This is a genomic window from Flagellimonas sp. ABD4_174, from assembly GCF_056160185.1.
In genome coordinates, this window is record NZ_JBSWWP010000001.1 from 1357449 (window position 1) to 1379689 (window position 22241).

Here is a 22241-nt window from a genome sequence, read left to right on the forward strand (position 1 = left end):
AGCATATGTCTAAAATTTTGGTGATCGAAGATGAATCGGCAATTAGAAGAGTACTGGTGAAAATATTGGCAGAAGAGAGCGATGATTATAATGTAGTGGAGGCCGAGGATGGCAAAGCAGGGATCGATTTGATCAAAAAAGAAGATTTCGACCTTGTACTTTGCGATATTAAAATGCCAAAAATGGACGGTGTCGAAGTTTTGGAGGCCGCTAAAAAAATTAAGCCCGAAATACCATTTATTATGATTTCCGGCCACGGTGATCTGGATACCGCCGTGAATACCATGCGATTGGGTGCCTATGATTATATTTCCAAACCACCGGACCTTAATCGATTGCTTACTACCGTTAGGAATGCCTTGGATAGAAAAGAGCTGGTGGTCGAGAACAAAGTGCTCAAGAAAAAAATATCCAAAAATTATGAAATGATCGGTGAGAGCAATGAAATTGGATCAATAAAGGAGATGATCGAAAAAGTGGCCCCGACCGATGCAAGAGTGCTTATTACGGGCTCCAATGGTACCGGAAAGGAATTGGTAGCGCACTGGCTGCACGAAAAAAGCCCGCGTTCTTCTTCGCCATTTGTAGAGGTAAATTGTGCGGCGATTCCATCCGAATTGATAGAGAGTGAACTCTTTGGGCACGTGAAAGGTGCATTTACCTCTGCGGTAAAGGACAGGGCAGGAAAATTTGAAGCAGCCAACAAGGGGACCATTTTTTTGGACGAAATCGGGGATATGAGCCTTTCCGCACAGGCAAAAGTCTTGCGTGCCCTACAAGAGAACAAGATAAGCCGTGTAGGTTCCGATAAGGATATAAAGGTGGATGTTCGCGTGCTGGCGGCTACCAATAAAGATTTAAAAAAAGAGATCGAGGACGGAAAATTCCGGGAAGATCTTTATCATCGTTTAGCGGTAATCTTGATCAAGGTACCGGCCCTTAATGATAGGCGTGATGATATACCATTGCTCATAGAGCATTTTTCCAATAAAATAGCATCCGAACAAGGAACCGGGCAAAAAACGTTCTCCAAAAAGGCGATAGACCTGCTCAAAAGTTATGACTGGACGGGCAATGTGCGGGAACTCAGAAATGTAGTGGAGCGTTTGATCATTTTAGGTGGTAAGGAGGTATCCGAAGAGGATGTGAAGTTATTTGCCAGCAAGTAATTTACTGGCAATTCTCCAATTCCGCTAGGGCCTCTTTTGTCAAAGTTTTTACGCGTTGGTGGTATTCTTTTTTATGCTGGGATAGTTTGGTATTGAGCAATATTAACCGTGATTCCTCATAAATATTCGTAATAAACCTTCGGGCATCTTCACAATCTACATCGGACACCACTTTGTTCAATGAAGACTCAAAGCCCAAAAGACATTGGTGGACCTGTTTTTTTACCGTGGAGCCCTGTGTCAACATCATGCCATCGTCAAAATCCAGGACATCCGAAGTGTTCATTACCAATACGTTGCTTCCGTACTCACTGGAGGTTTCTTTTTCGAAATCCTTTAGGACTTTAATGCCGATGATTGTAGTCTCTAAAGCTTTGTGCAATTCCAATTTTGAGTTGTTAAAATCACTGGCCTTGGTCGCCGATTTTAACATGGAAAGTGTGGTTTCAAGACTTTCAATGGCACCTTCACAACCACAATCCAAAAAATTATCCTTGGTCTTCTCGATTCCGTTCAATGCCTTGTAAGCGTGGTACCTGGCCATGTTCAGGTCCTTGGACATTGCAGCATCTTCTATTTTACTCTTGATGTATTCCAGATTGGAACTTGCATACTGGCAAGCATTGGCGGGTTTGCTAAAGGAGCTCAATAGCAAAAGAGCTATTAAACCAATAGCAAAGACTATTAGTAGGAGTAGGTTCTTCCTTTTCATAACGCTTTTAGATTTGGGACTTTGCGTCACTGATTTTTCTAAAGTTACATGCACAGCACCTAAACGGGGAATTAGATCGATTAAATAACCAACTTTGGGTACAAGAGGTCAAAATATCGATGAAATACACTGATTGGGTTACAGTTGAAGGTATAAGCAAAAAGAATTATATTCATTCCCATGAAAAAAATCAGAACAGAAGAATATAGGATAAAGGATACTATTAAACTCTCTGAATTAGCGACCCATGAAGATTTCGACCTATCCGACAAAGAGTTAAAGGAGAAACTGGGGGAAGTCCGTAAAGACTTGGGAGAGTTCCAGGATACGTTATATGCCCACGGCAAATATGGGGTGCTGGTTTGTTTACAGGGAATAGATACAGCTGGAAAGGATAGTCTAATTCGCGAAGTATTTAAGGATTTTAATGCTCGGGGCGTTGTAGTTCACAGTTTTAAGGTGCCCTCTGCAAAAGAAAAAAAGCACGACTATATTTGGCGACATTATATTGCACTGCCCGAAAGGGGAAAGTTCTCGGTCTTTAATAGGACACATTACGAGAATGTGTTGGTCACAAAGGTGCATCCAGAATATATTTTGGGCGAAAATCTACCCAACGTTCAATCCGTGAATGATATTGACGATGAGTTTTGGGCCAAACGCTACAGGCAAATCAATGATTTTGAAAGGCACATTGCGGAGAACGGAACCATTATTTTTAAATTTTTCCTGCACTTGTCCAAAGAAGAACAGCGCCTACGTTTGTTGAGAAGATTGGAGCTTAAACGAAAAAATTGGAAATTTTCCCCTGCCGATCTTGAGGAAAGAAAGCTTTGGGACACCTACGAGGCATGCTACGAAGAAGCCCTGAACAAAACAGCTAAAGAACACGCACCTTGGTATGTAATTCCTGCGGACAATAAAAAAGCAGCAAGGTTAATAGTGGCCTCCATTATGTTGGAAGCGTTAAAAAAGTACAAAGATATTCGGGAACCCGAGCTTGACGATGAAATAAAAGCTAACTTGGAAATGTTTAAACAACAACTGGAAAAAGAAACCCCATGAGAACAATCTTATTTTTGACCATTTTTCTCGTCAGTACACCATTTTTTTCTCAGAACGAAGATGAAAAACAGATCAAGGCAATCTATGACAAAGCCTTGACCAACGGTAAAGCTTATGATTGGCTAAATCACTTGTCCAATCAAATAGGAGGGAGGTTGTCCGGATCCGTGCAGGCACAACAAGCTGTAGATTACACCAAGGCCCAACTAGAACTGCTCGGATTGGACAAAGTTTGGTTGCAACCTGTAATGGTGCCAAAATGGGTTAGGGGCATACCTGAATTTGCTTATTTGGAGACCAAGCCAGGCTTAACCACCAATGTACCCATTTGTGCGCTCGGTGGTTCGGTTGCTACACCGGATGGAGGTTTAAAGGCCAGCGTGGTCGAAGTACAGGGGATAGAAGACCTTGAGAAATTGGGCAAAGAAGCCATACAGGGCAAAATAGTCTTTTACAACCGCCCCATGGATCCAACTAAAATAAACACCTTTTCTGCGTATGCCAGTTGTGCGGACCAACGCTATTCTGGAGCAGCAGAAGCATCTAAATATGGGGCAGCAGGAGTTATTGTACGCTCCTTGAACCTTAGATTGGACGATTACCCGCACACAGGATCTATGGCCTATGGAAATATTCCGGTAAACCAGAGGATTCCAGCGGCGGCCATAAGCACCAAGGGAGCCGAGCTTTTAAGTACCACTCTAAAGCTAAATCCGGATGCAAAATTTTATTTTAAACAAAATTGCAAGCAATTGGACGATGTTATGTCCTATAACGTGATAGGAGAAATAACGGGCAGTACTTATCCCGATGAAATTATGCTGGTTGGCGGGCATCTGGATTCCTGGGATTTGGGGGATGGCTCACATGATGATGGGGCCGGATGCGTACAAAGTATGGATGTGTTACGGCTGTTGAAGGAAACCGGTTATAAACCCAAACGAACTCTACGTGTTGTATTGTTTATGAATGAAGAGAACGGCTTGCGAGGTGGTAAGGAATATGCCAAAGTGGCCCAGAGTAAAAAGGAGAAGCATATTTTTGCACTTGAGAGTGATTCCGGAGGATTTACGCCACGGGGTTTTTCCATAGATGCCGACCCGGAAAACCTTAAACAGATCCAGGGCTGGAGAAGTTTGTTTGAACCATATTTGATTCATCTCTTTCAAGAAGGAGGCAGTGGTGCCGATATTGGCCCTTTAAAAAACGATGGAATTGTACTTGCAGGTTTACGACCCGATTCGCAACGTTATTTTGATCATCACCACGCAGAAAACGACACTTTTGAACATGTAAATAAACGAGAGTTGGAACTTGGCGCGGCAACAATGGCAAGTTTGGTTTATCTTATAGACAAATACGGTACTGTTCCCCCCACGAAAATCAAAGGGTAATCTATTAAAATTAACAGGTAGATGCCGTCCTTATCCAAAATAGGGACGGTTTTTTTATGGAATTAAGATTTTTTTTCTTTTCTCATCCGCTTTGGGCCATACCACAACCAAAATCCGGTTATGGTAAAAACCAAGAGTGAGGTTCCCATTACAGTGGTATACCCGAGTTTAATATAGCCATCGGTGGATAGGTAATCGTCTAGTAAAGACCCATCGTGTACGGCTTCTAAAAAGTCGGATCTTCTTTGGCCGATGGAAAGAACGTTCCCGTTTGCCCCGTCCAATTGGATTTCGTAAAAAGAATCTATAAAAACAAATTTAACGGAGCCTTTTTCCTGTCTAAGATCTATTCGGTCCAAAGCCAAATCTAAATCTTTGGAGACCTTGTTATGTAGGGTGTTGCATGCAATGGTGTGCAGGCTGTCCATGGAAAGCCATTCCTTTAAATTGGTGGAGGTTCCTTCTTGTGTTTCCGGGAGAATATAACCGTTGGAATTCTTCTTCCACCCTAAAAGAAGTCCAGAGATCGAAATAATAAAGAAAAATATAAATAGTAAAGCTCCTGTGGTTCTATGTACTTTTCGAAAGATTCGTAATACTTTGGCCTGCTTCTTCCTTTTGCCCATTCCTGCCTATTAAAAACCTTAAATATCTACAAAATTTATCAAATCCGAGAGCGGTTCTGTCTCCGATTTAACCAAAACGAGTGCATTTAACAAAAATTTTAGAATGTTGTGCTCGCTATTGAAAGTATATGACACAGGACATCAATTGCCGGCAAAGGGAGTGTTAAATAGACCTACGGCCAATTCGATCCAAACCAATAAAAACAAAATAAATATGGCTAAAAGTATAAGGGACCTTTTATTGCGAGATCGGGTTTTGCGGAGTACAAAATCAATGGTAAAACCTATGATCGAAAGTAGAATGCCGGCGCCGATAAAATCGTATGACGACCAATGTACTTCGGATGAGAACTGCATGGCCACAAAGGGTACGGCCAACAAAACTGCAATCGAAAAAAGAATAAAAATCTGTTTTTTGCTGATTAACATGGTGGAAATGGAATTTTAGAGGAATGTACCATTGCAAACAGTATTTAGTACCATACAACATCCAGTTTTTGTAGTTCTCCATCCAAATCTTTGATGGATTCGGGAGCTATGATCAAAGTGTTTATTACAAATTCTTTCGAATCTGTTTTTAGGATATAGTCGCCCGCAAATTTTCTGATACGATCAACCTCCCCAAGCTTTATTTTTTTTCCAAAAGGTGAATTCTTTTTGATCCAACCGTCCGAGATGGTGAGGTATTTGTTTTGTCTTTGATACAAATACAAACCAAAATAGATCATGGAAAATAAGCCTACGCCGTAATCATGCCAATCAGTTCCTTCGGAAGAAAAGTAAATAGTAATAAACCACAATAACCACACCATGCCCAAAGCTAGGTTTATGTTCAAGTGTCTATTTCTGTATTTTATCTTCAATTTTGGAGGTGCTTACATTAAAAGTAGTAAAAAATCAGGTTCTTGTGTGTTGCTAAATGGAAATATAATTGTTGGGCACTCGTAAAGACCACATGTCTTGTGTTCCGGATACTGCACGTTAGCGCAACGATGTGTTTATACTTGTTTTTGAATCCATATTGGAAGCCTTTATTTTGATTTAGCTCTCGTTAACGCATAAACTATATTGATCGGAAATATGAATTGAACTAAAAGTATTAGCAAGACCAGGACCGATATGACGGCACTTAGATAGTTATTGAATTTATATTCCATAATATCGGTCCGATAAAATCCACTCAATATCCAGACCAGTAGAATCCCTCCAAAAGTGAAGCCTACATGAATCCAAATCAAACGATTTAATTGTTTCCTTCCGGCCTCTTTCATCAATGCATACCCCAAGCCCATAATTCCAAAAAGTATGCAGGCAAGAATGGCAAGGTCCCAAAAGGAGGCAACGTAATAAGTGTCGTAAAGGCCTACATCCAAAACATCATCCCCATGCCATAACCCAATTACCAAGAATAAGGGTATGGCGAGCAAAAAATAGAGATAAGGTTTATCGATTAATTGGCGCATTTTGATTATAGCAAAAATGGTTTGTTCCGATTATTTTACCATAAATATAACGAATTATCGAATCTTATTTTTGATAAGCCCCAGAAGAATAGGTCAATTCGTAGCTATGGGTGTAGATTTCAAAGACAATCCCAAAAGGATCTTCCACATAGACCATTTTATACGGTTTTTCATTGGGATAATATTCCCTAATGGGCATTCTCTGTTTACCACCGGCCTCGACTATTTTTTTGGTTAAATTTTCAATATCCGGATCTTGCACGCAAAAGTGAAAAAGTCCAGTATTGAATGGATTAAACTCGGGAGCTTCTTTTTTTCCGTGTGAAAAGGCGAACAGTTCAATTCCAATTCCATCCGAAGTGGACATGTGGGCAATTTCAAATTCTTCCCAATCCTCTCCAAAAACATCTATACACATTTGTCCAATGGCGGTGTCGGTCTCTTTCTTTACTGTGGATGGAGGCATTATAACATACCAACCCATAACGTTTTCGTAAAATTCAACAGCTTTTTTAATGTCTGGAACCGTTATTCCGATATGGGAAAAGGACTTGGGATATCTATTCTCTTTCATGTTGCTATGGTTTTAAATGCAAAGTTCCACAAATTTTATGGGAAGTAGCCATGTTTACAATCAAATATTCGGTAAAATACCCTGGTATGTTGCAACAGGTGATAATGATTTAAACAAATTGACGGCTATATACATAAGCAAACAATACAAAGTCCAAATGTCTACGTTGGGCTGGCTTGAATCTACACTCCCGTTTTTTGACCTAAAGCATAAAGCCCTATCTTTGCAGCCTTGGAAAAATCCGAGAACCACGTATTCTAATAATCTATTAATCAAGATACAATGCAAGACGGAATCTATGCAAAATTCAATACCACCAAAGGTGAAATTTTGGTAAAACTTACTCACGATAAAACACCGGGGACCGTGGGCAATTTTGTTGCACTGGCAGAAGGAAATATGGAGAACAGTGTAAAACCACAGGGCAAACCATATTACGATGGCTTAAAGTTCCATAGGGTAATCGCCGATTTTATGATACAGGGAGGATGCCCAACAGGAACAGGGACCGGGGATCCAGGTTATAAGTTTGATGATGAGTTCCATCCCGACCTGATACATGATGGTCCCGGTGTGCTTTCAATGGCCAATGCCGGACCCGGAACCAATGGAAGCCAGTTTTTTATTACCCATGTGGCCACACCTTGGTTGGACAACAAGCACACAGTGTTTGGAAAGGTGGCGGAAGGTCAGGATATTGTAGATGCCATTGCACAAGGGGACGCTATAGAAACTTTGGAAATTGTACGAGTTGGTGAAGAGGCCAAAAAATGGAATGCCATTGAGGCTTTTCGAACGTTCGAGGGAGCCAGGGAAAAACGTATAGCCGAGCAAAAGGCTCAAGCCGAGGCAGAAATGGAAAAATTGGCTGCAGGTTTTGAAAAGACCGATAGTGGACTACGTTACCAAATTATCCAAAAGGGAAGCGGTTCTAAAGCGGAAAAAGGAAAAACCGTGTCCGTACATTATGAAGGTGCATTGGCCAACGGTCAGGTTTTTGATTCATCCTACAAAAGAAATCAACCCATAGATTTTGCTCTTGGTGTAGGGCAAGTAATTCCCGGATGGGACGAGGGTATTGGACTATTGCAAGTCGGGGATAAGGCCAGATTTGTGATTCCATCCCATTTGGCTTATGGAAGTGCGGGAGCCGGAGGGGTAATTCCTCCCAATGCTACACTGATTTTTGACGTGGAGTTAATGAATGTAAAATAAAATAATCCTTCTTAGATTATATAGGTGAAGCTTCCAGAAATGGAAGCTTTTTTATTTGGCCCGGTTTACGCTCAATAGCAATAAACAAAAATTAAGGGCAAGCAGAACTAATAGTACGCTAAAAAAAGTGGTCATGGTTGTAAGTGTTTATTCCGTAACAATTCAACGTTAAAAAACCCTACCTATTGTCCGTGTTAAAAATTAAGCTACTTTTTAGAACCGTTTACACTCCAGGCCAATAGTAACGCATTTACGATCAAAAGGAAGGTGAGTACTCCAAAAAAGGTGTTCATTGCTATAGGTTTAATGGTTGTGGGGAACAAAGCTTGTTTACCCAATAGATAGCAAAAAAGAAAATGGTTGCGTAGGGATTTAAAAAAATAAAAAAGGCCCGAGCATTGCTCGGGCCTTAACTATAAAAAAGTATGCTATAACTTATTCCGCAACTTGTACATTAACGGCGTTTAATCCTTTTTTACCTTGTTGTAGTTCGAATTCTACAACATCACCTTCTCTAATTTCATCGATCAAGCCTGAAATGTGTACGAAGTGATCTGTGTTTGAACCATCTTCAGTGATAAATCCGTAACCTTTAGAATCATTGAAGAATTTTACTGTTCCTTTACTCATAATATAAATTGAAAAAAATTAATTGGCTCCAAAGGTACGTTTAATTTATTGGGTATCAGGTTTTTTTTCAAATATTAATTAAAATTAATTTGTAGGGTCCGGCGTCAATCGTAAATATGGCTTAATTTCCTCGACCCCTTTGGTAAAGATTCCCTTGGCCTCTTCCGTTGGAATTGCTGGGCTTACCACCACTTTTTCGCCATTTTTCCAGTTGGCAGGAGTGGCTACTTTGTGGTTTGCGGTCAATTGTAAAGAATCGATTACTCGCAACAGTTCGTAAAAATTACGTCCTGTGGAGGCCGGATAGGTTAGGGTAAGTTTAATTTTTTTATCGGGATCTATAATAAATACGGAGCGAACAGTAAGGGTGTCGTCGGCATTTGGGTGAATCATGTCGTACAAGTCGGATACTTTTCTTTCCACATCGGCCACTATGGGAAAGTTGACTTCGGTATTCTGGGTTTCGTTTATGTCCTTTATCCAATCCATGTGCGATGCGGCACCATCTACACTTAGGGCCATCATTTTTACGTTTCTTTTGTCGAATTCGTCCTTAAACTTGGCGGCAGTGCCTAATTCCGTGGTGCAGACAGGGGTAAAATCCGCAGGGTGCGAAAACAGGATGCCCCAGCTATCTCCTAAATATTCATAAAAATTAAGTGTTCCTTGGGAGGTAACCGCGGTAAAATCCGGAGCGGTATCCCCTAATCTTAAAGTTGCCATATATTTTAGATTTTAAAGTTTATAAAAAGTACTCTACAAAATTACTAGATTATTTGGTCAAATTATTATGTGTCAGTTAAAACTGTATTAAAATCTTAGAAAGAATCCCTTGGGATGCTAGCTTTAGCTAAACGAAGATTCTTATTTTTAAGGCATGGAAAAAGAAGCTTTGGAACAATTAAAATATCCGATTGGTAAATTCGAAGTGCCGAAAACCATTTCGAGTAGCGATTTGGAGGGATGGATAGCCGTTTTGGAAGAATTACCGGGAAAGTTGGGCGATTTGGTCTCCGCACTTTCGACCGATCAATTGGAAACCCCTTACCGCCCCGGAGGATGGACGGTTAGGCAACTGGTGCATCATATTTCTGATAGCCACCACAATAGTTATATCCGGTTTAAATGGGCCTTAACGGAAAATACGCCTGTTATAAAGCCATACAATGAAAAAGAGTGGGCAGAACTTTTTGATAGCCGTACCGCTCCTGTTCAAATGTCGTTGGATCATTTAAAAGCAGTACACGCAAAACTAGTTTTTTTGATAAAGGGTTTGTCCGAGGAGGATCTACAGCGATCATTTGTTCACCCCGATGGAAACCTGCAATCCACCCTCAAGGAAAATATTGGACGATATGCATGGCATGGAACGCATCATTATACCCAAATAAAAAATTTAATTGAACGGGAGGGTTGGTAGGCTAAAGGGTTTTGGTCAAAATCCACATGTGCTTTTCCGAGGGCTTTACATTCGGAAGCACAACTTCGCTTTCTCTTTTAATGGAGTAGCCATTATTTTTATAAAAATGAATAGGATTTCCCTTTTGCATGGTATCCAACCAAACCACTTTTTTATTTAATTTTACAGCCATCTCCTCAATAATAAGAAGCAATTGTTTGCCAATTCCCTTACCTGAGTGTTTTTTGAGTAGATAGATTTTTTCCGCTTTTATGGCGTCCGTATCAGGAATTTCATCGATTCCGCAGTTTATTATCAATTTTAGGATACCGACAGCTACAGTATTATGGTATACGATGTAATTCAATGTATCGGGGTCCTGTAGTTCTTCAAAGACCACTTCTTTCGTTAACCATTTCGAAATATAGGGTGAGGGGTCGTTGTGCTGCCATAAATGACAATAATGCTCACTGTAGGATGTTATTGCAACCTCTAAATAAGTGCCAAGATTATAGCTGTCTGTTGGTTGTATGGTCACCGTGGTTTTTAGGGCAGCGGAATCCATAGCGCAATTTAGTTGGTCGACCATTTAATATTACAGCCCAAACTGGGTTTTTGATCCCGAAATACCTCCTTGTTTTCCAGAACGGCATCCATTGCATTTTTTAGGTCGGTACCGGACAAGGGTATGTTGTTTCCAGGTCTGGAATCATCTAACCGACCTCTGTAAACTAGTCTCATATCCGAATTAAAAAGATAAAAATCGGGTGTGCAGGCAGCATCATATGCCTTGGCGACCTGCTGGGTCTTGTCGTACAGATATGGAAAAGGATAGCCTTCTTCCTTGGCTTTCACCGTCATTAAATGGGGGGCATCTTGCGGATAGTTTTCCACATCGTTGCTGGAGATGGCAATAAAGTTAATGCCTTTTTGCTGATATGTTTGGGCCAGTTTGACCAGCATGGAATTTATATGGACCACAAAAGGACAGTGGTTGCATATAAACATGACCACAGTGCCTTTTTCCCCTTTCATATCTTCTAAAGAAAGGGTTTGTGCCGATACGGTGTCCCACAGTTCAAAATCGGGGGCTTGTGTGCCTAGGGGAAGCATATTGCTAGGAGTGCGTGCCATGTTTCCTGGGTTTTATGTTGCAAAAATTACGAGCAGTACAAAAATAAAAAACGACCTGCAGAAAAACAGGTCGTTTTACTTTTAAAGGGAATAACTTTTTTAGATGTCGTCGAAACTTACATCGGTAAAGTTGTTCTCGGAAGGGCTTCCGTTTTCGCTGAAGCTTTCTTCCTCCTTTTTAAAATCTTTCTGGTGGCGTTCGGAAATTACTTCGGTACCTTTTTCATCGATAATGTAATCCATCATCTCTTCCATTATTTCCCGAAAAGCGCTAAAATCTTCTTTATAAAGATAGATTTTGTGCTTTTTGTAATGGAAAGAACCATCATCGTGCGTAAACTTTTTACTTTCTGTGATGGTAAGGTAATAATCTCCGGCCTTGGTACTTCTTACATCAAAAAAGTAGGTTCTTCTCCCTGCTCTTAAGACTTTCGAATAAATCTCTTCCTGATCCATTGTATCTTTCTGGCCCATATGGTATAGTGTATTTGGTACTATGTTGAATTCTAGTACCAAAAATGTGAAAAAAAAGCTAATTCAGCAACTTTTTTATGATTCTTTACCAGAGAGTTGGTCAATATAGAGCTCTTTATAATACCCTTCGGTATTGTTCAATTCCTCGTGGGTGCCCTGTTGAATAATCTTTCCTTTGTCGAGCACAATGATCTTGTCGGCGTTCTTGGCAGAAGATACCCTATGGCTAACGATCAGCGTAGTTTTGCTCTCGGAAACCCTTTTTAGGTTGTTCAAGATTTCTTCTTCGGTTTCGGTATCCACTGCGGAGAGGCAGTCATCAAAAAGATAGATCTTGGGGTCTTTTAACAATGCCCGGGCAATGGATACCCGTTGTTTTTGACCACCGCTCAATGTAATTCCACGTTCCCCTAAAATTGTATGGTACTTTTTGGCAAATCCTTCAATATTTTTGTGTACCACAGCTTTTTTTGCAACCTCCACAATGTCGTTGTGTGATGCATTTTCGTTACCAAAACGGATATTGTTCTCAATAGTATCCGAAAACAGGAATGCATCCTGTGGCACGGCACCAATGGAACTGCGAAGGCTGTCCAAATTAAGGTCTTGGACGGGAACTCCATCGATCAACACCTCACCGGAGGAAGTATCGTACAAACGCGCGACCAAATCCAATATGGTGGATTTTCCCGAGCCTGTTTTGCCTAAAATAGCAACCGTTTCTCCTGCTTTTATGGAGAAGGATACGTTTTCCAATGCAGTAATATTGGTATCCTCGTAGGTAAAGGTTACATTTTTGAATTCGATATTGCCCACAATCGGGGTCGGGGACTTCACTTTGTTCAGAATGGAGGGTTCTTCCTTTAAAAACTCGTTGATACGCTTTTGAGAGGCTTCGGCCCTTTGTACTATAGAAGTAAGCCAACCTACTATGGCAACGGGCCATGTAAGCATGTTAACGTAAAGAATAAATTCTGCGATGATCCCTATGGTTTCAATTTCGCCATTTATGTACTGTTGCCCGCCAATATAGATTACAAAAACATTGCTTATTCCGATCAATAAGATCATTAAAGGAAAAAACCAGGCATTTACCTTTGCAAGTGCCATGCTGGTATCCTTGCCTTCTTGTGCCAGCTCCCTTAATTCGCTATTTATCCTCGGCTCAATACTGTAGGCCTTGATCACGGATATTCCTGAAAACGATTCTTGGGTAAACGTGGAAAGTGTAGAAAGATACTCTTGTACCTTGGTGCTCCTTTTGTGTATTATTTTACTGATCTGGTAGATCAGAACGGATAGAATGGGGAGTGGCAGTAAGGTGTATGCTGCAAGTGTGGGTGCTTTTATAAACATTAAGGGTATCAAACAGACAAATAGTGTTAGGGTTTGGATACCGTACATTATGGCAGGGCCACCATATAATCGAACCTGGTTGATATCTTCGCTTATCCGGTTCATTAAATCCCCTATCCTATTTTTTTTATAAAAATTAAGGCTGAGCAGTTGGTAATGATCAAAAACCTCATTTTTAAGATCGTATTCGATATATCGGGATACATTTATAATGGTCTGTCTCATTAAAAAAGTAAAGAGACCTGATAAAATTGCGGCTCCGACGATAACCAAAATATATTGCAACAACAATCCTTTTGCTTCCGATAAGTTGATTGCGTTTGAGGCAAAATCCTCGACAGCCTGTATGGATTTGTTCACATACGATGGCATGATGAGGGAAAAAACACGGGCAATAATGGTGATCAGAATCCCCAGTAACAATTTGAGCCAGTATTTTTTAAAGTATTTATTTAGGTGTTTAAGTTCCTTCATATTGGAGAAAGGCAATTTTAGCTTCCAAATTTGCGGACAATCCCGCAAAGATATACCATACTGTACAAAGTAAATGTTATAAAACTGATAAGAAAACAACTTTGGTAGGTAAGATTCAAATATAAGATTACTTTTGCCGTGTGAAAGCCGAACAATCACTTTAAAAGTTCTTTAAACATGCTCACCAGAAGGCACATTAGAGTAAAAGTAATGCAGTGCATATATGCATTGGTGCAATCCAAGGACGATTCTTTGCAAAAACAAGAAAAGTTCCTGCGCGTTAGTATAGACAATATGTACGTTCTGTATCTTTTGATTTTAAGCCTCTTGGCCGAACTTCACCGTTTGGCGGAAAAACACGTGAACCATGCATCCAAAAAATATGTGGCCACGGAAGAAGATACATACCCCGATCCCCGAAAATTTGTAAAAAACCGACTGTTGTTGCAATTGGTGAACAACGAAGCATTGAAGAGCGAACTTTCCGATCGTAAATTGGACAATTGGTATTTGAACGATGAGTATGTGAAGATCATACACAAAGCGATCGTGACCAGTGACATTTACAAGGAATACATGTTGAGCGGAGACGACAGTTATTCGGACGACCGTAAGTTGGTGATACAACTGTTCAAGGAAATTATTGCCCCTAACGAAAAAATCTACGATTATTTTGAAGATGATAAATTGACCTGGGTAGACGATTTCCCAATTGTAAATACATTTTTGGTAAAACGTTTAAAGAAGGCCAAACCCGATTCCGGTGACCGTTTCTTTTTACCGGCATTGTTAAAAGATCAACAGGATATGGACTTTGCAAACGACCTGTTGACCAAGACCTTGCTCAACGATGCCAAATGGGAAAAAGAAATCGAGGGAAAAACACCGAACTGGGACAACGACAGAATCGCGGAGATTGACTCCATCATCCTAAAAATGGCAATTTGCGAGCTGCTCAATTTTCCATCGATTCCCGAAAAAGTTACCCTGAACGAGTACTTGGAGATAGCCAAGGAGTATTCCACTCCCAAGAGCAGCATATTTATAAATGGGGTTTTGGATAAATTGGCCAAGGAATACAAAACCGATGGAAGACTGCAAAAAATAGGAAGGGGTCTACAGTAAACAATTATTCCTTAATTTTGGAAAAACAAATTTTAATCATGAAAAAAATAACAACAATTTTTAGTTTGATCATGGTGGTTGCCCTAACCAGCGTATCATGCAAGGACAAAGCATCTGAAAAAATAGTTGCTGACAATGTTGAAAGCGCCGTTAACAGAGATGAAGCAGATAAAATGGTGCCGGTAATGACTTTTGAAAAGACCGAGCACGATTTTGGTACCATAGAAAGGGGTGCGGCTCAAGAAACTGTTTTTACTTTCACTAACACGGGTAATGCCCCACTAATTATTACCGATGCCAAGAGTAGCTGCGGTTGTACAGTTCCAAATCCGCCAAAAGAACCTATTGCACCGGGAGAGACCGGTGAGCTTACTGTAAGGTTCAATGGTTCTGGTCAAAATCAGGTTACAAAGACCATCACGGTAACAGCAAATACGGCCAAAGGTTCGGAGCTATTAAGAATCAAAGCTTTTGTACAGGCGCCTGGAGCAGTTCCAGCGGGTCCTGTTAAATAATTAAAAGACCTCAATGGAAAACCTAGGACAATTTTTACCTCTGATATTGATTTTTGCAGTGGCCTATTTTTTTATGATTCGCCCACAGATCAAGCGTCAGAAGGATGAGAAAAAATTCGCTTCAGAATTGAAAAAGGGTGATAAAATTATCACCAAAAGTGGATTGCACGGCAAAATAGTGGAACTGAACGACAAGGATTTTTCCTGTGTTATCGAAACCATGGCTGGCCGATTAAAATTCGACCGTTCCGCCATTTCCATGGAAATGAGCCAAAAGTTGAACAAACCCGCAGAAAAAAAGTAAGCGTATTTTAAGATATATATATTAAAGCGTTCCTTGGAAGTTAAAATTTCAAGGGACGTTTTTTTGCAGTTGGTTTTTGGAGAGAACTTTCTTGTACGAAAGTTACTCTTTCATTAAGAATGTTAACGGAATATGTACTCTTTTCGCCCAAGCATTCTCACTATGGTCTTCACCTGGAAAATATTTAGTGGACCAATTCTTGGAGTTAAACCCCTTGTCCACCAAAATAGAATCTACCTTTTTTTGTATGTCGGGATATAGGCTATCCAATGTCTTATCGCCGGTATCAAAATATATTTTGTGGTTTTTAGCGTCAGGAATATGTTTTTTCAGGTAATTTAAAAATGAACTTGGCATGGGATTGTTACGTAGTGTAAACGAGCCGACCCAATGTGTGGATAAACAAGCAGCGCCTCCAAAGACCTCTGGATACTCGCACAATGCATAAAGAGAAATGAGCCCACCCATACTGCTCCCAGCTATATAAGTGTTATCCATGTCTGTAAGTACAGGATAATTTTTATCTATATACGGTTTTAATTCTTCGACCAAGAACTTCAGATATTCATCAGAATGTGGTTCGAAATCTTGGTACATCTCTATGCCGACCTTTTTTAATTGATTCGATACCGTATCTTTTTCAACTTCTGACAAAGTTTCAAACGGTTTTTTTGGAAAGTAATCTGAGTGTCTGGTTTTTGCTCTATTCCAGATTCCAATAATAATAAAAGGTCTTATTGTATCCGATTTTATCAATTTAGATGCCGCTCTGTCAATTTTCCACGACTGTTTGTTCCAGGTGTCTTTAGCGTCAAACAACATTTGACCATCATGCATATATAAAACGGCATATTTGGTATTGGTGTTGGAGTTGGGTGGCAACCAAATGTCGATATTTCTTTGACTTACATACTTTGATTTGAAATTTTCAATTCGATCAATTCTGCCATCAGTTAATGTGGGCAGGGTCTTTTGGGCAGTCACAATAGAAAGGAATACCATAAAAAGAGGTAAGCAAATTTTAGGGCTCATTAGATAGAAATTTGATCAATTTTGCCATAAAGGCTTTCTAAATTTAGAAATTAAATATTACTAATTTTAGTTTTTGTTTCGCATCAATGCAAGCAACAACTCTAATAAAAGTATTGTTCAGCGGTATTTGTCGTTCAGCCCGACACCGTCCTTGATTATCGGGATAATCTTTTCCAATCTTCGTAGTTTCGTTTTCTCCTGCTTGGCCTCGGCAATATATTCGCAGAATTCCTTTAGCTTGTAGGGCGTAAACTTCTCAAAAGCAACCTGTAATTGTGGATTTTTGGTCAATTCGGATAGCAATAACTCGGGAATAACAACCTTTTTGGATTTTTCAGGTTTGATCTCCAAACCTTTTATTTGGTTTTCCAAGGCCTCTTTCATGTAATCCAACACGGTTTTTTTGTCCACTTCATCTAAATCGTGGAACTTCCAATGGCGCATGCCTTTGGTTTTGCCTTCCTGTGCATTTTCCAGTACATTTTTTGGGTCTATTAAGTACGCTCCGTTAAAGAACCATATCCCAAAATACTTCTTGAACTTGCTGATGCCGAAGACATTTTTACCCATATAAGTATACACCGGAATACTCCATTTAAAATCTTCCTCAGCGCCGGATTTTAAGGCCAATTCCCTTAATAGGGAAATACCATCCCTAAAGGGATGCTCCTTCTCATAATAACCTTTTATTTTTTCGGATTTGTCCATTCTCACTTGATTTGACTTGCTGTAAGTTCGCAAATTTTTACGATGACCTTTACCGCTTTTTCCATGCTTTCCAGTGGAACGTACTCGTACTTGCCATGAAAATTATGGCCGCCAGCAAAAATATTGGGGCAGGGCAGCCCCATAAAGCTTAGTTGGGAACCGTCCGTTCCCCCTCGAATCGGTTTTATGATCGGTTCTATTTGTAGCGATTTCATGGCCTCTTCGGCGATTTCCACAATATGGAAGACAGGCTCTACTTTCTCCCTCATGTTTTTGTATTGGTCTTCTATGCTCAACTCTATGTATTCCCCATGTTTTTTGTTGAGTTTGGCCTGTATATCCACTAGGAGGTCTTTTCTTGCCTGAAAATGAACTGCATCGTGATCCCGGATAATCAGCTCTATTTCTGCTTTCTCAATTTCACCCTTAATTTTATGTACATGAAAAAAACCTTCCCGACCTGTAGTGTGTTCCGGCACTTCGCTCGGTGGTAAGTGCGTTAAAAAGTCGTTGGCAATTCCAATGGCATTAATCATTTTGTTCTTGGCATACCCAGGATGCACACTCTTCCCGGTAATCAAAATTTTTGCTTTGGCCGCATTAAAGTTCTCGTATTCCAGTTCACCTACTTGACTGCCGTCCATAGTGTAGGCCCATTCGGCACCAAATTTTTCCACATCGAATTTATGGGCTCCGCGACCTATTTCTTCGTCGGGTGTAAAAGCTATCCGGATAGTGCCGTGTTTTATTTCGGGGTGTTGGATCAGGTATTCCATAGCCGTGATTATTTCAGCAATACCGGCCTTATCGTCCGCTCCAAGCAATGTGGTTCCGTCCGTGGTAATCAAAGTTTGACCTTCGTATGCTTTTAGGTCCTCAAAATAATCGGGAGATAGAACAATATTTTTTGATTTGTTCAATACAATGTCCTGCCCATCGTAATTCTCAATGATCTGTGGCTTCACATTTCTTCCGGAAAAATCGGGAGAAGTATCAAAATGTGAAATAAAACCAATGGTCGGTACTTTTTTTTCAACATTGCTCGGCAGGGTGGCCATGATGTAGGCATTCTCATCAATAGACACCTCTTGCATACCAATTTGATGGAGCTCCATCACCAGTTTTTTGGCGAGGTCCCATTGTTTTTCGGTGCTAGGGGTGGTTTTGGAGTAGGGGTCACTTTGGGTATCCGTGGTCACATATTCCAAGAATCGAGCTAATAATTTATCCATGTTCGTTGGGCATTTTCATCAAAAATAATGCTTATTCAAATGCAATTTTAGAAATCATCGGCATTAATGCCTATCTTTCAGAAACCAAATAATTGCACCCACCATTGAAATTTGTAATAGCATCTATTTTTTTACTGTACGGCGTTTTCAGCTTTGCCCAAATGGACTGTATTTTGGGTGTTGGAGGGCGTGATAATGAGACCATTGCCAAAGTTTTTGAGCTAACGGAAGTCCAACGTGAAAACCTGAAAAACTGGAGTGCCGAGCTAAAAGTGCGTAACGATATTTTGGAGGACAAGGCCAAGTTCTTAATGAAAAAGAATGAAGAAAGCTCTCCGGAGGTGTTGCTGGCGGTCAGCAAAAAATATGCAACGATAATGGACAGCATGCGGCAGAATATTCGAATGATGGATAAACGGCTGCTCAGTACGTTTACAGAATCCCAGTATGACAAATATGTAAAAATGTGCGATCAACTAACTTTACGCCCTATCTACATAAATAGGTCGGTCAACGAAAATTGATCGATTTGTCCAGAACTGTTTTAAGAGTTTTTATTTTTGTCCAAAATCCCATTTTGCATGTATAAATTTTTGATCCGCCCGGTACTTTTTTTGCTTGATGCTGAGGCTGCGCACCATTTTTCCTTTTCGGCAATTAAGTTATTCTCCAAACTTGGTTTTGGCGGGATTTTTAGGAGTGTTTTTGCCATGGACGATCCAAGGTTGGAGCGTGAAGTTTTTGGGGTGAAATTTAAAAATCCGGTGGGGCTGGCCGCTGGGTTCGATAAAAATGCCAAATTGTACAATGAATTCTCCGATTTTGGTTTTGGGTTTGTGGAGATTGGAACAGTAACGCCAAAACCACAGCCTGGTAACCCTAAAAAGCGTTTGTTCCGTTTGCTCGATGACAAGGCCATTATTAACCGAATGGGTTTTAATAATAATGGGGTTTTCGAGGCGGTCGAACAATTAAAGAAAAAACATCGCGTAATTGTTGGGGGAAATATTGGGAAGAACAAAGTTACTGCGAACCAAGATGCGATCAAGGATTATCTGATATGTTTTGAAGCCCTGTTCGAACATGTGGATTATTTTGTGGTCAATGTAAGTTCACCCAACACGCCCGGGCTTAGAGAGCTACAGGATAAGGAACCTTTGACCAAATTGTTGAAAAAACTAAAGAGCCACAATGGTAAACTGGCCAAAAAGTTGAATAAGAAAGAAAAGCCAATTTTATTAAAAATTGCGCCGGATTTAACAGATGACCAACTGCTGGATATTATTTCTATCGTAACGGATACACAAATAGAAGGGGTGATCGCCACCAATACGACCATAGAGAGAACGGATTTAAAATCTCACCTTATTTTAACCGAAGAAAAAGGTGGCCTGAGCGGCAAACCTTTAACGAAAAGAAGTACGGAGGTTATTCGCTTCTTGTCCGAAAAGAGCAATAAGGCTTTCCCGATTATTGGCGTGGGCGGCATCCACTCCCCGGAAGATGCAATGGAAAAATTGGAGGCGGGAGCGGATTTGGTACAGTTGTACACCGGATTTATTTATGAGGGTCCTGGGCTTATCAAAAAAATAAACAAGGCCATTTTGGAAAAAATGGGCTAAAATTATATGCAAAGTCTCGTTTTGTTTCTGGAAACTATCAATTATCCCATATTGATCGGTTTTTTGGTGTCCTCAATTGCCCTTGCCCTGTCGCCGGGTCCAGATAATATTTTTGTGTTGGCGCAAAGTATCAGTAACGGTACAAAAGCGGGAATGGCCACAGTTTTTGGTTTGGTGTCCGGTTGTTTGGTGCACACTACCTTGTTGGCATTTGGGGTTTCTGAAATCATAAAACGGAGCGATGCATTGTTTTTTGCCATTAAGCTGTTCGGTGCCGTGTATCTGTTGTTTCTGGCCTATAAAGTGTATCAAAGTGATGCCTCTATTATGCTCGATAAAGAAGGGCAACCTGCTAAATCACCAAGGAATCTTTTTTGGACGGGATTTACCATGAATGTCCTGAATCCTAAGGTCACCATTTTCTTCTTGGCATTTTTTCCAGGTTTTTTATTCAGTGATACACTTGATACCGTGATTCAGTTTTACGCTCTTGGACTACTTTTCATGCTTTCGGCCTTATTGGTCTTTGGTACCATAGCTTTTTTGGCCGGTAGTATTTCCAATTATTTGACCAGGAATAAAAAAGCGGGGATATACCTAAAATGGGTGCAGATAATTGTGTTTATGGGTATTGCGGTTTATCTATTTCTATCGGATAAATAAGTAGTATTTTTACGGATACATATGTCAAAAGTAAAACTCATAGAATGTCCACGGGATGCCATGCAGGGAATAAAAACCTTTATTCCAACACAGGAAAAGGTAAAATATATCCAGTCCTTGTTGGGTTGTGGTTTTGATACCATTGATTTTGGAAGTTTTGTATCCCCCAAAGCTATTCCGCAGATGCGGGATACTGCTGAGGTGTTGGCAAGTTTGGACCTATCACGGACGCAGAGTAAGCTCCTGTCGATCGTTGCCAATGTGAGAGGGGCGGAAGATGCCTGTAAGCACGCAGCCATTGATTATTTGGGTTTTCCATTCTCTATTTCGGAAAACTTTCAAATGCGTAATACCCACAAGACGATCGATCAGTCCGTGGAAACCCTAAAAGGGATATTGGAATTGGCCGACACCCACAATAAAGAAGTGGTCACCTATATTTCTATGGGATTCGGGAATCCCTATGGTGATCCTTGGGATGTGGATATTGTAGGGGAGTGGACGGAAAAATTAGCAGCAATGGGAGCCCGCATACTTTCGTTATCGGATACCATTGGGAGTTCCACGCCCGAAGTAATCGACTATTTGTTTTCCAACCTGATTCCAAAATTCCCGGAAATCGAATTCGGGGCCCATTTGCACACCACACCGACCAAATGGCACGAGAAAGTGGATGCGGCCTACAAAGCAGGCTGTCGTCGTTTTGATGGGGCCGTTCAAGGTTTTGGTGGTTGCCCCATGGCCAAGGACGAGCTTACCGGAAACATGCCCACGGAAAAAATGCTTTCCTATTTTACGACGGAAAAGGCTGTTACGGGTGTTAATTGGATGGTCTTTGAGGCTGCTTACAATAAGGCGACAGAATTGTTTTCTGTTTATCACTAAGAAGAAAGTTAGTTTTCGATGAATTGATAATTGATTTCCTTGTAGGTCAAGAGTTCTACCTTTTGTTTTTCAAACCGGAGCAAGCTCAACAATTCGGATACTTCTTCCTGGTTCACCAGAATAATAAAATGTTTTTTACCCACCGAAATCGGTATTTTGCGTTGTTGTGACCAATTTTGAAGTTGTTTCTCCCAATAGGAGATGTCCAATTCCTCAATGTACACTTTAAGTGCTTCAAGTTCCCATTCATATAGTTCAAAACATAGGTTGTTATAGATTAATTGGAACAGTTTGGTGCGCTGGCAAAAAGTCAACACACCGTTTTTGGACCGGTTCATTACATTTAAAAATCTACACATATAAAAGAATTGAATCATAAAGATAATAATTATATAGAATGATTCTAAATAAAAGGTAAATAATTCCAAAAGGAAAAAAATGTACTGTTCACCCCGAGTGATAATCCAATA

At 40.4% G+C, this 22241-nt stretch carries 28 protein-coding genes; 12 read left to right on the plus strand and 16 right to left on the minus strand.

The features are described from left to right. Positions 1-5: 5 nt before the first annotated feature. Complete coding sequence (locus ACXAFK_RS05965) at positions 6-1169, plus strand: sigma-54-dependent transcriptional regulator (protein WP_224835220.1); 1164 nt, start codon at positions 6-8, stop codon at positions 1167-1169. A gap of 1 nt (position 1170) precedes the next feature. On the opposite strand, the gene ACXAFK_RS05970 is transcribed toward ACXAFK_RS05965, so the two are convergent. Then, positions 1171-1881, minus strand: coding sequence for a hypothetical protein (locus ACXAFK_RS05970; RefSeq protein WP_474957119.1), 711 nt, complete (start codon positions 1879-1881; stop codon positions 1171-1173). A 180-nt stretch (positions 1882-2061) separates the two neighbouring features. Between ACXAFK_RS05970 and ACXAFK_RS05975 the strand changes: the two genes are divergently transcribed. Both ACXAFK_RS05975 and ACXAFK_RS05980 read left to right on the plus strand, forming a co-directional pair. Next, the gene (locus ACXAFK_RS05975) at positions 2062-2946 is read left to right on the plus strand and encodes a PPK2 family polyphosphate kinase (protein ID WP_474957120.1); all 885 of its coding nucleotides are present in this window, start codon (positions 2062-2064) and stop codon (positions 2944-2946) included. Next, the gene (locus ACXAFK_RS05980; RefSeq protein WP_474957121.1) at positions 2943-4340 is read left to right on the plus strand and encodes a M20/M25/M40 family metallo-hydrolase; all 1398 of its coding nucleotides are present in this window, start codon (positions 2943-2945) and stop codon (positions 4338-4340) included. The genes ACXAFK_RS05975 and ACXAFK_RS05980 overlap by 4 nt, the downstream gene beginning before the upstream one ends. A 62-nt stretch (positions 4341-4402) precedes the next feature. Here the strand turns inward: ACXAFK_RS05980 and ACXAFK_RS05985 are convergent, their stop codons facing one another. The 5 genes from ACXAFK_RS05985 to ACXAFK_RS06005 all read right to left on the minus strand — a co-directional run bounded on the left by ACXAFK_RS05985 (position 4403) and on the right by ACXAFK_RS06005 (position 7003). Beyond that, positions 4403-4966: a PepSY domain-containing protein gene (locus ACXAFK_RS05985; RefSeq protein ID WP_474957122.1), complete on the minus strand. Its 564-nt coding sequence runs from the start codon at positions 4964-4966 to the stop codon at positions 4403-4405. 141 nt (positions 4967-5107) lie between these two features. Beyond that, entirely contained in the window at positions 5108-5395 is a 288-nt protein-coding gene (locus tag ACXAFK_RS05990) for a hypothetical protein (RefSeq protein ID WP_474957123.1), read from the minus strand. A gap of 44 nt (positions 5396-5439) precedes the next feature. Beyond that, the gene (locus ACXAFK_RS05995; RefSeq protein WP_474957124.1) at positions 5440-5802 is read right to left on the minus strand and encodes a hypothetical protein; all 363 of its coding nucleotides are present in this window, start codon (positions 5800-5802) and stop codon (positions 5440-5442) included. A gap of 195 nt (positions 5803-5997) precedes the next feature. After that, positions 5998-6429 (minus strand): hypothetical protein, encoded by a 432-nt coding sequence (locus tag ACXAFK_RS06000; protein ID WP_474957125.1) that lies wholly within the window; start codon positions 6427-6429, stop codon positions 5998-6000. 64 nt (positions 6430-6493) lie between these two features. Beyond that, a complete protein-coding gene (locus ACXAFK_RS06005) occupies positions 6494-7003 on the minus strand; it encodes a lactoylglutathione lyase family protein (RefSeq protein ID WP_474957126.1) in 510 nt (169 codons plus the stop codon). A gap of 282 nt (positions 7004-7285) precedes the next feature. Between ACXAFK_RS06005 and ACXAFK_RS06010 the strand changes: the two genes are divergently transcribed. Continuing rightward, positions 7286-8218 carry a peptidylprolyl isomerase gene (locus tag ACXAFK_RS06010; protein WP_224835209.1) on the plus strand — a complete coding sequence of 311 codons (933 nt, stop codon included), beginning with the start codon at positions 7286-7288 and terminating at the stop codon, positions 8216-8218. 435 nt (positions 8219-8653) lie between these two features. On the opposite strand, the gene ACXAFK_RS06015 is transcribed toward ACXAFK_RS06010, so the two are convergent. Both ACXAFK_RS06015 and ACXAFK_RS06020 read right to left on the minus strand, forming a co-directional pair. Further along, complete coding sequence (locus ACXAFK_RS06015; RefSeq protein WP_127142008.1) at positions 8654-8848, minus strand: cold-shock protein; 195 nt, start codon at positions 8846-8848, stop codon at positions 8654-8656. A gap of 84 nt (positions 8849-8932) precedes the next feature. Beyond that, entirely contained in the window at positions 8933-9571 is a 639-nt protein-coding gene (locus ACXAFK_RS06020) for a peroxiredoxin (RefSeq protein ID WP_224835208.1), read from the minus strand. A 154-nt stretch (positions 9572-9725) separates the two neighbouring features. On the opposite strand from ACXAFK_RS06020, the gene ACXAFK_RS06025 reads away from it, so the two are divergent. Continuing rightward, a complete protein-coding gene (locus tag ACXAFK_RS06025) occupies positions 9726-10268 on the plus strand; it encodes a YfiT family bacillithiol transferase (protein WP_474957127.1) in 543 nt (180 codons plus the stop codon). A gap of 1 nt (position 10269) precedes the next feature. Here ACXAFK_RS06025 and ACXAFK_RS06030 read toward each other — a convergent pair whose 3' ends face one another. From ACXAFK_RS06030 to ACXAFK_RS06045, 4 genes are all read right to left on the minus strand, one after another. After that, positions 10270-10812, minus strand: coding sequence for a GNAT family N-acetyltransferase (locus ACXAFK_RS06030; protein WP_474957128.1), 543 nt, complete (start codon positions 10810-10812; stop codon positions 10270-10272). Positions 10813-10820: 8 nt separating this feature from the next. Next, positions 10821-11381, minus strand: a complete 561-nt coding sequence (locus tag ACXAFK_RS06035; protein ID WP_474957129.1) for a thioredoxin family protein — start codon at positions 11379-11381, stop codon at positions 10821-10823. A gap of 99 nt (positions 11382-11480) precedes the next feature. After that, the gene (locus tag ACXAFK_RS06040; protein ID WP_224835204.1) at positions 11481-11855 is read right to left on the minus strand and encodes a PUR family DNA/RNA-binding protein; all 375 of its coding nucleotides are present in this window, start codon (positions 11853-11855) and stop codon (positions 11481-11483) included. Positions 11856-11930: 75 nt separating this feature from the next. Next, positions 11931-13685, minus strand: a complete 1755-nt coding sequence (locus ACXAFK_RS06045; protein ID WP_293294255.1) for an ABC transporter ATP-binding protein — start codon at positions 13683-13685, stop codon at positions 11931-11933. Between the two features lie 177 nt (positions 13686-13862). Between ACXAFK_RS06045 and nusB the strand changes: the two genes are divergently transcribed. From nusB to yajC, 3 genes are read left to right on the plus strand one after another with little or no spacing between them, the layout of a single operon-like run. After that, entirely contained in the window at positions 13863-14810 is a 948-nt protein-coding gene (nusB, locus tag ACXAFK_RS06050; protein ID WP_293294257.1) for a transcription antitermination factor NusB, read from the plus strand. Positions 14811-14848: 38 nt separating this feature from the next. Further along, positions 14849-15325, plus strand: a complete 477-nt coding sequence (locus tag ACXAFK_RS06055; protein WP_224835201.1) for a DUF1573 domain-containing protein — start codon at positions 14849-14851, stop codon at positions 15323-15325. Between the two features lie 13 nt (positions 15326-15338). Then, positions 15339-15629, plus strand: a complete 291-nt coding sequence (yajC, locus tag ACXAFK_RS06060; RefSeq protein WP_252079163.1) for a preprotein translocase subunit YajC — start codon at positions 15339-15341, stop codon at positions 15627-15629. A 102-nt stretch (positions 15630-15731) separates the two neighbouring features. On the opposite strand, the gene ACXAFK_RS06065 is transcribed toward yajC, so the two are convergent. The 3 genes from ACXAFK_RS06065 to pepT all read right to left on the minus strand — a co-directional run bounded on the left by ACXAFK_RS06065 (position 15732) and on the right by pepT (position 18601). Beyond that, the gene (locus ACXAFK_RS06065; RefSeq protein WP_474957130.1) at positions 15732-16661 is read right to left on the minus strand and encodes an alpha/beta hydrolase; all 930 of its coding nucleotides are present in this window, start codon (positions 16659-16661) and stop codon (positions 15732-15734) included. 117 nt (positions 16662-16778) lie between these two features. After that, positions 16779-17369, minus strand: a complete 591-nt coding sequence (locus ACXAFK_RS06070) for a YdeI/OmpD-associated family protein (RefSeq protein ID WP_474957131.1) — start codon at positions 17367-17369, stop codon at positions 16779-16781. 2 nt (positions 17370-17371) lie between these two features. Further along, a complete protein-coding gene (gene pepT / locus ACXAFK_RS06075) occupies positions 17372-18601 on the minus strand; it encodes a peptidase T (RefSeq protein WP_474957132.1) in 1230 nt (409 codons plus the stop codon). A gap of 104 nt (positions 18602-18705) precedes the next feature. On the opposite strand from pepT, the gene ACXAFK_RS06080 reads away from it, so the two are divergent. Genes ACXAFK_RS06080 through ACXAFK_RS06095 form a run of 4 tightly spaced genes read left to right on the plus strand, consistent with a single transcriptional unit; the run spans position 18706 to position 21771 of the window. Next, positions 18706-19125, plus strand: coding sequence for a hypothetical protein (locus ACXAFK_RS06080; RefSeq protein ID WP_474957133.1), 420 nt, complete (start codon positions 18706-18708; stop codon positions 19123-19125). Between the two features lie 57 nt (positions 19126-19182). After that, the gene (locus tag ACXAFK_RS06085) at positions 19183-20223 is read left to right on the plus strand and encodes a quinone-dependent dihydroorotate dehydrogenase (RefSeq protein WP_474957134.1); all 1041 of its coding nucleotides are present in this window, start codon (positions 19183-19185) and stop codon (positions 20221-20223) included. Positions 20224-20229: 6 nt separating this feature from the next. Next, positions 20230-20886 (plus strand): LysE family translocator, encoded by a 657-nt coding sequence (locus tag ACXAFK_RS06090; RefSeq protein WP_474957135.1) that lies wholly within the window; start codon positions 20230-20232, stop codon positions 20884-20886. Between the two features lie 21 nt (positions 20887-20907). Continuing rightward, positions 20908-21771 (plus strand): hydroxymethylglutaryl-CoA lyase, encoded by an 864-nt coding sequence (locus tag ACXAFK_RS06095; RefSeq protein ID WP_474957136.1) that lies wholly within the window; start codon positions 20908-20910, stop codon positions 21769-21771. Positions 21772-21779: 8 nt separating this feature from the next. Here ACXAFK_RS06095 and ACXAFK_RS06100 read toward each other — a convergent pair whose 3' ends face one another. Next, a complete protein-coding gene (locus tag ACXAFK_RS06100) occupies positions 21780-22130 on the minus strand; it encodes a DUF6686 family protein (RefSeq protein ID WP_474957137.1) in 351 nt (116 codons plus the stop codon). Positions 22131-22241: the final 111 nt, after the last annotated feature.